The sequence below is a fragment of the Kitasatospora sp. GP82 genome, assembly GCF_029892105.1.
Taxonomy (GTDB): Bacteria; Actinomycetota; Actinomycetes; order Streptomycetales; family Streptomycetaceae; genus Kitasatospora.
In genome coordinates, this window is record NZ_JARZAJ010000016.1 from 86,514 (window position 1) to 97,808 (window position 11,295).

Sequence of the window (11,295 nt, forward strand, 5' to 3'; positions counted from 1 at the left end):
TCTGTCGCGGCGCTGGGAAGGAAACGGCCTGCGGCCGTCGGAGGTTGCTCCGACGACCGCAGGCCGTTTGCGTGGGTCCGGTCCGGGGGTCAGCCGCGCTGGATGCCCGAGGTGTCGTTCAGCAGACCGTGCGTACCGTCCGGCAGCTGCGCGACCAGGGCGGCACCGCGCTGCTCGACCGCCAGGTACCAGGTGCCCGGGACGAGCTCGCCGACCGGCGGGCCCGCCGGGTTGTCCTTCGACGCGAGCGGACGGTTGACCGGGACGGCGAACCAGAACGGCGCGAAGTCGGCGGCCGGCGGGGCCGGCGTGGGCGCCGGGGCAGCGGCCGGCTCGGGCTGCGGCTGGGCGGCGGCCGGGGTCGGGTAGCCGTAGCCGCCCTGCGGCTGGCCGCCGAACGCCGCGCCGCCCTGCGGGACGCCACCCTGCGGGACGCCGCCGTGCTCGGGGGCCGGGGCCGGGTAGCCGTACTGGCCCGGCTGACCGGGCTGCCCCGGCTGGCCGAAGTGCTCGGGCTGGGTGGCGGCGAGCGGCTGGTACGGGGCGTAGCCCTGCGGAGTCGCGGGCTTCTCGGGCAGCAGCGGTGCCTTCAGCGCGGGCACCAGCGGTCCGCCGGCGGCCGCACCGGCCAGCACCAGCAGCGCGAGCAGCGCCAGCCAGGCGCCGAAGCCGCTGCTGGTCGAGGTGCTGAAGGTGGCGCCGGACGTGTCGGCGGCGCCGCCGGCCAGCGACCACAGGCCGGACCACAGCGCGGCGACCGAGAGCGCGATACCCCACTGGTCGAGCCGCAGGCCCAGCACCTGGCGGGTGGCCGCAGCCTGCCCCTGGAAGCGCTGGAGCAGGATCAGCGCGGCGGCGACGATGCCCAGCAGGAAGACCGAGGGGAGTACCGGGAAGAGCGCGGTCGTCCAGCCGTTCACCGAGGCGGAGGAGCACGACGCACCCTTGGCGCCGGAGCAGAAGCTGGAGGTGCGATACGGCAGGAAGGAGGCAATGAGCAGTAGGAAGGCCGCACCTGCGACGGCGGCGTCTCCCCTGGTGAGAGCGCGCAGATTCACTAACGTTCCCCTCGTCGGTGTGTCGTGGACGGCGGTTGGATGGTCGGTCGACCGGCCGGACGAGCCGCCCGAACCGGGCAAAAGCCTAGGGCCAAGCCGTTCCCGAGTTCACAGCACCCTACGGAACCGTCCTGAATCCTTGCATATCGTCAGCCCTGGGCGAGGTTATCCGGCAGGTGTGGTCAGGTAGGCGGTGAGCGCATCGGCGATGCCCTGGGCGGCGAGTTGGCGCCACTGAGGATCCGTCATCCGCTGGGCGTCGCCCGAGTTGCGCATGTTGCCGCACTCGATGAACACCTTGGGCACCTTGGAGAGGTTGAGCCCGCCCAGGTCGCTGCGGGTGTCCAGACCCTGCTCACCGATGTAGTCGGCGTACGGCTCGCCGGTGGCGGCCTTGAAACCGTCGCGCAGCGTCACCCCGAGCCGGTGGGAGGGATCGACGATCGCCGAGGTGTCCGCCGCACCAGCCGTCACCTTGGCGGGCATGATGACGTGGAATCCGCTCACGGAGGCCGGTGCTCCGTCACCGTGCACCGAGACGGCGGCGTCGGCGTGCGCCTCGTTGCCGATCTTCGCGCGCTCGTCGATGCAGGGGCCGTACTCGCGGTCACCGTCGTGGGTGAACACCACCTTGGCGCCCCTGGCCTCCAGGATCGCCCGCGCACGGTGCGACACGTCCAGCGTGTAGGCGGCCTCGGTGTAACCGGCGTCCGTCTCGGTACCGGTGGTGTCGCACTCCTTGCGCGCGTTGCCGATGTCCACCAGGCGGTTGATCTCGGCGGTGTGGTTCACGTTGTTGCTGTTGTGGCCGGGGTCGAGCAGCACCGTCCGGCCCGTCAGGGGGCGCGCGCCGCCGGACGCCGTGGAGGACGGGCTCGGGCCCGCGCCGGTGGAGGCCGGCGCCGTGCCGGGGCCGGTGGTGGCCGGTGGCGGAGCGGCCGGCGGCGGGGAGGCAGATGTGCCGGTGGCAGCGGGCGAGCCCCCGCCGGCCAGCGCCTGCCAGCCGAGCCAGCCGGCGAAGCAGAGCGGCACGGCGGTGCAGCCGAGAACGGTCAGGCGGAAGCGAGTGGAGCGACGGGGAGTGGGGCGCTCGTCGGTGGTGCCGGTCACGAGTTGTTCAGATCCTGTCCCAGGTGCGCGAAGGCAGGTTGTAGGTGCCTGCCATGGAGTTCCACTTGGTGACGAAGTCCTTCTTCGTCTGCGTGGCCTGCGGGTTGAGGTCGTTCGCCCGCTTGAGGTCGTCGGTGTCCGGAGCCGCGCCGTTGGTGCAGCCCTGGCTGCTCACGGTACGGGCCCAGGCCGCGTACGCCCGGTCGATGTCGCCCGACTGCTGCCAGGCGCTGCGCAGGGTCTGCGCCGCGTCCGCACCACCGGGCAGCTGGCCCAGGTCCAGCTTGTTCAGGTCCGCGATCAGCTGGTCCCGCTGGGCGGCGCCGGCCTCGAAGTCGTGGACGGCGTTGTCGATCTCGGACTTCGACGGGCAGCTGTTCACCTTGGCCACCGCGTTGCCGATCGGCGCCTTCGCACCCTCACCCCGGGTGAGCAGATCGTCCAGGGACTTCGCCTGGGCGGCCGCGTTCGGCCCTGCGCCATCGCTCGCCGAGGCGCTGGGGGAGTCGCCGGGCGAGGCGTCCGGCGAGGTGGAGCCGGTGCTGCCCGGAGCGGGTGGCGGCGCGCCGCCGCCCGCCCCCGGGCTGGCGGGGCCGGGCTGTGCCTGGCCCTTCGAGTCGCCCGTGTCCTGGATCAGCCAGACGGCGCCGACGCCGACCACGACCGCCAGCGCCACACCGAGTGCCACGAACAGCGGCGTACGACGGCGGGGCTGCGCCCCTTCGTACGGAGCGAGCTCCTCGTACGGGGCGGGTGCCGGGTAGCCGGGCCCTGGGTACCCGGGTCCCTGGCCGGACAGGGGTGTCTGCGCGGGCGGGAAGGCCGGCGGCGTGGGCTGCGACGAGGGAAAGCCCGGGGGCGGCGTCGGCTCGGCGCTGTGGGCGGGGAAGCCGCCCGGCTGCCCGTAGCCCGCGGCAGGAGGTGGAGGCGAGGCGTTCAGGTACGGCCGGGCGGTGAGGGGCGGCCCCTCGTCGCCGAAGGCCCCGGCGGAGGGCGGTGCGGAGGGCGGCAGCAGCGGGACCGGGGGGAGCTTCGCGGTCTGCGCGTCCTGGGGGGAGGCGAACCCGTACGGGGCAGACGTGTGCTGCTGCGGCGCGGCCGGCTGTGACGGTGTCCACTGCTGCTGCGGTGCCCCCTGCTGTGACGGCGCGCCCTGCGGGGGCGGGAAGCCCGGCTCCGCCGGTGTGTCCTGCTGGGCCTGGGCCGGTTTGCGGCGCACCCAGCCACCCGCGCCTCCGCGCGCAGTGGGATCCCAGACCGCCGGAGCGGTGTTGTCCTGGTCGGTCATGCCCTCGCCCTCGCCCCCGCTGTCGTCTCGAACACGCCCGTACGGTCCGGGTGTTCGCCGACACCGTACCGCCCTTGCGATACGGCGGTACGGCGGTATGCGGCATCCGGAGCGCCCGGGGTGGTGCGGTCTTGCTGTGCGGAATCGCTGTAGTGCGGTCCGAGGAACGACGTTAGAGCATCGGAGTTCGTGCCCGCAGGAGGCCCGCGATCTGCGGTGCGGCCGGTTCTGCGGTCAGTTCCCCTCGTGGCCGTGCGCGAGGCCGGCCGAGCGCCGCAGCACCCGCAGCGACCCCGTGACCGAGACCTCCTCGAAGCCCGCTGCCAGCGCCCGCAGATAGACCCGGTACGGTGCCTGACCGCCGTCGGCCGGGTCGGGGAAGACGTCGTGGATCACCAGCAGACCGTCCTCGGCGAGGTGCGGCACCCAGCCCTCGTAGTCGCCGCTCGCGTGCTCGTCGGTGTGCCCGCCGTCGATGAAGACCAGCGACAGCCGCCCGCCCCAGACCGCTGCGACCTGCGGGGACCGCCCGACCAGGGCGATCACGTACTCCTCCAGACCGGCGTGGTGCAGCGTCCGCCGGAAGCGGGGCAGTGTGTCCATCCGCCCGACCTCGGGGTCGACCAGGGTCGGGTCGTGGTACTCCCAGCCGGGCTGCTGCTCCTCCGAGCCCCGGTGGTGGTCGACCGTCAGCGCCACCGTGCCGGTCGCCCGCGCGGCATCGGCCAGCAGGATCGCCGAGCGCCCGCAGTACGTGCCGATCTCCAGCACCGGCAGACCACCGGTCCGACGTGCCGCCTCCACCGCCGCCGCGTACAGCGCCAGGCCCTCGTCCACCGGCATGAACCCGGTCGCCGACTCGAAGGCCGCGAGCACCTCGGGTGCCGGAAGGGTGCTCTCCCGGAGGTCGGTCATGCTGCTGCTCCCTGCGGTCGGTCCGGTGGTTTTCCGTGCATTGCCCGGCTGCTGGACCCTACTCGACGGTAGGCCGCAGGGGCAGCCCGGGGGACTCGGTCTGCGGCAGGGCGGGCAGGGACGGGCCGGGAACGGAGCGACCGAGGGGCCCGGGTGCGGGCCCCTCGGTCGGACAGCTCGGATGCGGCAGGCGACCGCGGTCGGCCGGGACGGTCAGCGACGGTGGCGTCCGTGCGGGTTGGCGTCGGTGGTGTCGTCGGATGCGGTCAGGCCCCGGTGGCGACCGTGTGCGGTGTCCTCGGCCGTGGCCTCGTCGGCGCCGGGCGCGGTGCTGTCGTGCTCGGTGGTGTCGGTGAGGGTTTCGGACATCAGGTTCGTCTTCTCCGTGCAAGGGTGCTGGTCTGTGGTGCCGTCTGGCACCGGTCGGATGGGCCGGGGCGCTGGCCGCCGGTTGCGCGATGCGCCTGTACCGGTAGCGCACCCCGGGCCTGTACGGGGGCCACCCTATCGGCCGCCTTGGAGATGAGCGTAGTGAGATCGTCAGGGCCGCTGTATGACCGACACCAGCGCCGATGCCTGCATCTGCGGCGTCCGGTCGGTGTGTCCCGCGCGGCCGAAGGCGCCCTGCGGGGCCGATCCCAGCCAGTGGCCGACCAGTTCGCGGTAGAGCGGGGAGAGCACCTGGAGGTCGCCGTGCCGAGCGAGGAGCCCCCGTCCGGAGTCCAGCAGGAGCACCCGGTCGGAGCGCAGCGCGGAACCGATCCGGTGTGCGACCACGACAAGGGTTCCGGGCCGGGCGGCGAACGTCTCCTCCACCCTGGTCTCGGCAGCCGCGTCCAGGTGGCAGGTCGCCTCGTCCAGCACCACCACCGGCGCGGGCGACAGGTAGGTCCGCACCAGGGAGACGAGTTGGCGCTCACCGGCGGAGAGCACGGAGGGGTCGTGCAGCACGCCGTCGGGTCCGCCGAGCCGGGCGAGCAGCTCCTCCGCTCCCAACTCTTCAACGGCGCAGCGGAGTTGGTCGTCACTCGCCTCCGGGTGCAGCCAGCACAGGTTCTCGCGGACCGTACCGGCGAAGACGTACGCCTCCTGCGGCACCAGCGCCAGCCGTCGGGCGCGCTGCGGGCCGGGCAGTAGATGCGGCCGCACGCCGGCCACCCGTACCTCGCCGCACTGCGGCGGGAGCAGACCGGCAAGCAGCGCCGCCAGGGTCGACTTGCCCGCGCCGCTGGGCCCGACCACCGCGAGGTGCTCGCCGGCCGCGAGTTCCAGGTCGAGCCCGGCGAACAAGGGCTGCGCCGAAGGGCCGTGGGCATGGCGCAGTCCGGTGACCCGTACGGCCGGGGCGGCGAGGCGGCGGCCGGACGTGGAGGTACGGGGGCTCGGGGGCCCGGGAGCGGCTGCCACGGCCTCGGCTCCGGCCGCCTCCATGGCACGGCCCGGCACTTCGGGCGCGGGGACGGCCAGGGGTGCGGCGGGGACGGCCAGGGGTGCGGCGGGGACAGCCAGGGGTGCGGCGGGGATGGCGGCCAGGCGGTTCAGGACGGCCGCGAGTTCAAGCACCCAGCCGCCCAGCATCCCGGAGAGTGTCCTCACCGCGGGCTCCAGCTGCTGGACCAGGTAGGACGCCACGCCGAGCACCTGCCCTGCCGTCAGCCAGTGGTGCGACACCAGCCAGGGCGCGGCCGCCACGACCGCCAGTACGGGCAGTCGGCCGCCGAGCGCGACTGTCAGCGAGCGCAGCGCGGCCGCTCGCCCGAGGGCCCGAAGAGCGCCTCCCTGTGCCTCCAGGGTCGCAGCGACCGCCGTACCGACCCGCTGCCGGGCCCCGCAGGCGGCGATGTCGCGCAGTCCGGCGAAGGCGAGACCGCTCTCGGCGGACACCCGTTCGTCCGCGAGTACCGCCGCGTGGCGGCGGGCGACCAGCGGGCGGAGCAGGCGGCCGAAGAGCAGACCGCCGAACAGGAGCGGGAGCAGCACCAGCGGCAGGGTCACCGGGGCGAGCAGTGCCAGCCCGAGGACGGCCGCCACCAGGGTGACCCCGACGCCGCGCAGGGTGCGCAGCAGGGTCGCCGTCAACTGGCGGGCCGATTCGACCTGTTCGGTCAGTCTGGCGACCTCGGCCGGGCTGCTGTCCGGCCGGTTGAGCGCACCGTGCACCACCCGGGCGACCAGGGCGTCCCGCAGCGGTTCCACCACGGCGGCCACCTGCGGGAACGCCGCGCGTGCCGCATACGCCCGGACCGCGAAGGCGGCCCCGAGTACGGCCAGCCAGAGGCAGCCCACACCCGGGCGGCCCGCCAGAAAGCCCTGGTCGACGGCGGCCGAGACGATGATCCCCGAGAGCAGCGCGGGCAGCGCCTCCACCCCGGACCAGGCCAGGACGCGGATCAACGCCGGTCGGGTGGTGGAGAGCTGGTCGACCAGCAGCTTCCAGCCCGACGCGGGCCGCCAGTGCCGCTCGCTGTGGCGGCCGCTCATCGGTGGCCTGTCCCCGCGTCGGCGTGGCGGGCGGCCGACGGATCGCCGGGAGAACGGTGCATCGCTGACTCTCTTTCCAGGGTCCGCTGCTGATGGGCGAGTTGGCGGGATGCGGCGATATCGGCCCGGTCGACCGGGCGCTACGTCGGCCAGAGCCGGCGCGGCCGCCGGTCAGGCGCTCGCGGCGGCCAGGGTGCTGCCCGCCAGTGCCGCGCGGTAGTCGGGATCGGCGAGCAGGGCGTCGTGCGGGGCCAGGGCGCGCAGACGTCCGCCGTCCAGCCAGGCCACCAGGTCGGCCAGGGCCGCCGCCTCGGCGCGGTGGGCGACCACCAGCCGCGTGCAGCCGCGCGTGGACTCGGCGAGGGCCACGGTCACCTGGTGCTCGGTCGCGAGGTCGAGACTGGAGGTGGCGTCGTCGAGCACCACCACGCGTGCCCGCTGCGCCAAGAGCCGCGCCAGGCCCAGTCGTTGCAGCTCGCCGCCGGACAGTCGGAGCTCGTCGAGCGGGGTGTCCCACCCTTCGGGGAGCCTCCCCAGGAACCCGTCGGCCCGCGCGGCCTCAGCCTCCTGCGGGCCTGCTCCCTCCAGTGCCTCCCCGACCGTGGCGCCGACCAGGACGGGTCGTTCGAAGGCGTATCCGACGGCCCGCCGCAGTTCGGTCCTGCTCAGCTCGTCCACGGGTACGCCGTCGATCAGGACACGCCCGGAGTCCGGCTCGCGGAGCCGTCCGACGAGGGTCGTCAGCAGCGACTTGCCCGCACCGGACCGGCCGACCAGGGCGATCGTGCTGCCGCCCGGGACGGTGAGGTCGACCGGCCCGAGCAGCACCCGGGCGCCGTCCCGTACCACGACCTCGCAGAACCTCACCTCCCCAGGACCGTCCGGGAGTCGGTTCACACCGTGACCGGCTATGGGCAGTGCCAGGACCTCCTCGACCCGCGACCGGCCGGCCCGCGCGTGTGCGATGCCGACCAGGGCCTCGACCTGCTCGAAGAAGCCGAGCCCGAGCGCCGACCACCCGGCCGCCGCCGCCAGTGCGCCGGGCGGCAGCGAGCCCGCCGCCACCAGCCACCCGGCCGTACCCAGTACGGCCAGTTCCACCACAGCGACCAGCAGCGTCGCCTGCCACACCGTCCGGCGCTGTGCGGACCACAGCGCATGTCCGGCGGCGGTGAGATCGGGCAGCGGCCGGAGCACCCGGCCGGCCTCGCGCTGCTCGGCACCGGCGGCGTGGATGCTCCGCAGCCCGGCCAGTGCCCCCGTGAGCCGGGCCGCGAGTTCTGACTGCACCTCCTGGTAGCGGGTGAAGACCTGCCCGGCGGTGCGGAGGAAGAGCCTGATCAGCACTACGCCGGGCACGACCCCGGCGAAGAACGCCAACGCCAGCCAGGGGGAGAGCAGACCGAGTCCGACGACGGCGCCGAGCGAGGTCAGCAGTGCGGTCACGGCGCCGAGCCGGGACGGGTACGCCGCACCGGCGTCGGCCGCCGCGCCCACTAGCCGCGCGGTCAGATCTCCGCCGGGTGGCAGGCCGGGTGCCGAAGGACCGAGCGCCAGGACGTGCCGCAGCAGCCGGGCGCGGAGGGCGACGGTCGCGTCGGCGGTGCAGGCGGGGCCGGCTGCTGCGGCCAGCGCCCCGGCGGCCGCACCGATCAGCAGCACGGCGGTGAGCGGCTGGGCGGCGCCGGCCAGTGCCGTGCCGGTGGACGCACCGGACGCGCCGCCGCCGAGGGCGGCGTCCACCGCCCCGGCGACCGCGCCCGGCAGGGCGAGGGTCGCGGCGGCCTCGACGGGAACGGCCAGGGTGAGTGCCAGAGTCCAGCCGCGCATCGTGCACCCCCTCGGTGCGAGAAGTGGGTTCAGGTACGGGAAGTGAGTGCGGGAGGGCCGCGCCACCCCCTCGCAGGGTGTGGCGCGGCCGTTGATCCGGCCTGTCGGCCTGCCTGCGTTAGCTGATGGTGAAGATCAGGCAGGTGAGGATCAGGCAGGTGTACTGGCAGCCGCCGCCGTGGCCGGTCAGTTCGACGGACTCGGTCTCGGGCAGCTCCTGCAGCGCAGCGAGGTCGGTCTCGAAGTCCAGCATGTTCTCCATGATTGGGTCCTCCCCTTGGTGTTCACCGGCCGCGAGTGCGATCGGTGGTGGGTGTGTCCGCAGCGCGGGCGATGCCCGTCGGCTGCGGCAACTGCGGCAGAAACGTTCCGCCACAGGTCTCTCTCCCGGGCCCGGCTGTGGCCGGACCGGGAAGTCTCTAGGTCGGCCGTCCGGTGCGCAGGAAGGCGGCCAGCAGTTCGTGCAGGACGGCTCCGCCCTCCTCGGCCAGTACCTCGTGTCCCGCCCCGGCCGCCTCCACGTACCGGAAGTCGGCGCCCTCGATGCGGCCGATCCGCAGCAACTCGTGTCGCAGCGAACGGGATTGGCTCACCGGTACCACCTCGTCGCGGTCGCCGTGCACGATCAGCAGCGGTGCGGTGAGCCGATGGCCGAGCTGGAGTACGTCGCGCGGGCCACGGGCGTCCTCGATCCGATCGCTCCCGCCGAGCCGGGTGGTCAGCGCCCTGACCGGAGCCGCCGCCTCGGCGAGCAGCCGGGTGCCGGACAGGAACGGTGCGACCACGGCGCAGCGGGAGATCTGCTCGGCCGGAGCGTGGGCGGCGACGAGCAGGGCGAGAAAGGCGCCGTAGCTCACACCGAAGAGGGCCGGTGCTTCAAGTCCCAGTGCGGCACGCTGACCTGACAGTCCGTCGAGCAGATACAGGATGTCGTCGAGATCGGGACCGCCCCAGGCGCCACGGATGGCCATCGCGTGCTCCAGGCCGTAGCCGGTGCTGCCGCGCTGGTTGGGTGCGACCACCGCCAGGCCCGCTGCGGCCATCCGTTGCAGGGCCGGGTCGAACTCGAGCCGCCAGGCGTCCGCCGGGCCGCCGTGCAGCGCCACGACCAGGTGCGGCGAGCTCAACCAGGCGTCACCGCCGTAGACCACGGCCTCGATCGGACCGGCAGGACCGGCGAGTTCCAGGCTCTGCGCCGGGTGCCAGCGGCCGCCGTCGCCGGGGGCGGCGCTCGCGTCCAGCCGCCAGCCGGGCGGCGAGCAGTGCGGGAGCCTGGCCGGGGTGGACCGTGCGGGCGCGGACTCGCCTACGGGCTCGCGGGTGCCCTCCTGTGTCGTGGTTCGTGCGGCGGCGCTGCCCGCTGGGCCGGCCGTGAACGGGCCGGCCGTGAACGGAGTGGCCGTGCTCGCGGCGCCGAGCGGTGCCAGCTGGAGCGGCAGCGGTACGGGGGTGAGGGCGGGCGCGCCGGACGGATCGAGGCCGAGCAGGGTGTCCACGTCCAGGGTGGCCAGGGCGGCCGGGTGGTGCGGCGCGGAGTACGGCATCCGCAGACCGGCCGTGGACCAGTGGCCGACCGCACCGAGCCGTCCGGGCGGCACGGGCAGCGGGTCGAGCCGCCCGCCGCTCGGCTGCCAGAGGGCCAGGGCGGAGGCCGCGCCGCGGTCGATCTGGAGGGCGACCCTGGGCCCGTCGGCCTCGGGGTGCAGGCCGTCGGCCCGTGGAGCCGGCTCGGCCTGGGCGGTTGCGGAGGTCTGAGTGCCCGCAGAGGCCGGGGTGCTCAGGGAGACCGGGGCGAGGGCGATGGGCCGCAGGAACATCCCCGGCACGTGGAGGCACTCCGGGAAGCGCAGTGGCTCGCTGCCCCCGAGGGTGCCCCAGCCGAGCCGGTCGGCGCCGGGTGCGTCGCTGCGGACCATCGCGAAGTGGGTGTCGGGGTCGAACAGCACCAGCCGGTCGTTGCTGCCCTCGGCGATCTCCAGCAGCGGGGTGACCCGGCCCGAGGTGAGGTCGAGCACCACGGACTTGACCACGCCGGAGCTGACCCGGTCCAGGGCGAGCAGCTGCCCGGTGCGGTCCAGCCAGACGCCGCCACCGTGCAGCCCGGTGATCTCGGCGACCCGGCGCGGTTCGGATCCGTCGGCGGCCACCAGCCAGACCGTGGTCATCGGCCGGGTGTCGGTGCCCAGCGCGACCGCCACCGGCTCCTCGGCCGTCCGGGGGCCGCCGGGGAGCGGCAGCAGGCGCAGGCCCGGCATCCGCAGGACCGCCAACAGGCTCTCGGTGGCGTGAAGTTCACCGTCGGCCGGTGCGGAGACGGTGATCAGGCTGTGCCGGTCGCCGTCGTGGCGGCAGACCAGGACCCGGCCGTCCGGCAGGGAGACCAACTGCGAACGCAGGTTCTCCGAACGGTTTCCCGGCAGCGAGAGCGCGGTCGGCTCGGCCGGACCGTCCACCGGCAGCCGCCAGGTCTCCGGGTACCAGCCGCCGTCGGCGGCAGCGGCCAGGCAGGCCGCGTGCGATCCGTCCGACGCGAAGGTGAAGCTCAGCCGGCGCAGCGCCTGGGCGGTGGTGCGGGTGGCGGTACTCATCGTGGGCTCACCTCCTGTGAGTCGG

Annotated in this window: 9 protein-coding genes; all 9 read right to left on the minus strand. The window is 74.4% G+C overall.

Annotation, left to right across the window (positions count from 1 at the left end):
- Positions 1 to 89: 89 nt before the first annotated feature.
- Entirely contained in the window at positions 90 to 1,058 is a 969-nt protein-coding gene (locus P3T39_RS18710; protein ID WP_280699129.1) for a hypothetical protein, read from the minus strand.
- A gap of 165 nt (positions 1,059 to 1,223) precedes the next feature.
- On the minus strand, positions 1,224 to 2,168 hold the full coding sequence (locus P3T39_RS18715) for an N-acetylmuramoyl-L-alanine amidase (RefSeq protein WP_280699131.1): 945 nt from the start codon (positions 2,166 to 2,168) through the stop codon (positions 1,224 to 1,226).
- A 7-nt stretch (positions 2,169 to 2,175) separates the two neighbouring features.
- Entirely contained in the window at positions 2,176 to 3,456 is a 1,281-nt protein-coding gene (locus P3T39_RS18720) for a hypothetical protein (protein WP_280699133.1), read from the minus strand.
- Between the two features lie 234 nt (positions 3,457 to 3,690).
- A complete protein-coding gene (locus P3T39_RS18725) occupies positions 3,691 to 4,371 on the minus strand; it encodes a class I SAM-dependent methyltransferase (RefSeq protein ID WP_280699135.1) in 681 nt (226 codons plus the stop codon).
- Positions 4,372 to 4,584: 213 nt separating this feature from the next.
- Positions 4,585 to 4,740, minus strand: coding sequence for a hypothetical protein (locus P3T39_RS18730; protein ID WP_197085124.1), 156 nt, complete (start codon positions 4,738 to 4,740; stop codon positions 4,585 to 4,587).
- Positions 4,741 to 4,911: 171 nt separating this feature from the next.
- Positions 4,912 to 6,852, minus strand: a complete 1,941-nt coding sequence (locus P3T39_RS18735) for an ABC transporter ATP-binding protein (RefSeq protein WP_280699139.1) — start codon at positions 6,850 to 6,852, stop codon at positions 4,912 to 4,914.
- A 171-nt stretch (positions 6,853 to 7,023) separates the two neighbouring features.
- Positions 7,024 to 8,682, minus strand: a complete 1,659-nt coding sequence (locus tag P3T39_RS18740) for an ABC transporter ATP-binding protein (RefSeq protein WP_280699140.1) — start codon at positions 8,680 to 8,682, stop codon at positions 7,024 to 7,026.
- A gap of 118 nt (positions 8,683 to 8,800) precedes the next feature.
- Complete coding sequence (locus P3T39_RS18745; protein WP_170290433.1) at positions 8,801 to 8,944, minus strand: VenA family class IV lanthipeptide; 144 nt, start codon at positions 8,942 to 8,944, stop codon at positions 8,801 to 8,803.
- 157 nt (positions 8,945 to 9,101) lie between these two features.
- The gene (locus P3T39_RS18750) at positions 9,102 to 11,270 is read right to left on the minus strand and encodes an alpha/beta fold hydrolase (RefSeq protein WP_280699144.1); all 2,169 of its coding nucleotides are present in this window, start codon (positions 11,268 to 11,270) and stop codon (positions 9,102 to 9,104) included.
- Positions 11,271 to 11,295: the final 25 nt, after the last annotated feature.

Bases quoted from the DNA above. Each gene is read 5' to 3' on its own strand.
- P3T39_RS18720 (WP_280699133.1), bottom strand. From the start codon at position 3,456: ATGACCGACCAGGACAACACCGCTCCGGCGGTCTGGGATCCCACTGCG.
- P3T39_RS18730 (WP_197085124.1), bottom strand. From the start codon at position 4,740: ATGTCCGAAACCCTCACCGACACCACCGAGCACGACAGCACCGCGCCC.
- P3T39_RS18750 (WP_280699144.1), bottom strand. From the start codon at position 11,270: ATGAGTACCGCCACCCGCACCACCGCCCAGGCGCTGCGCCGGCTGAGC.
- P3T39_RS18745 (WP_170290433.1), bottom strand. From the start codon at position 8,944: ATGGAGAACATGCTGGACTTCGAGACCGACCTCGCTGCGCTGCAGGAG.
- P3T39_RS18725 (WP_280699135.1), bottom strand. From the start codon at position 4,371: ATGACCGACCTCCGGGAGAGCACCCTTCCGGCACCCGAGGTGCTCGCG.
- P3T39_RS18735 (WP_280699139.1), bottom strand. From the start codon at position 6,852: ATGAGCGGCCGCCACAGCGAGCGGCACTGGCGGCCCGCGTCGGGCTGG.
- P3T39_RS18740 (WP_280699140.1), bottom strand. From the start codon at position 8,682: ATGCGCGGCTGGACTCTGGCACTCACCCTGGCCGTTCCCGTCGAGGCC.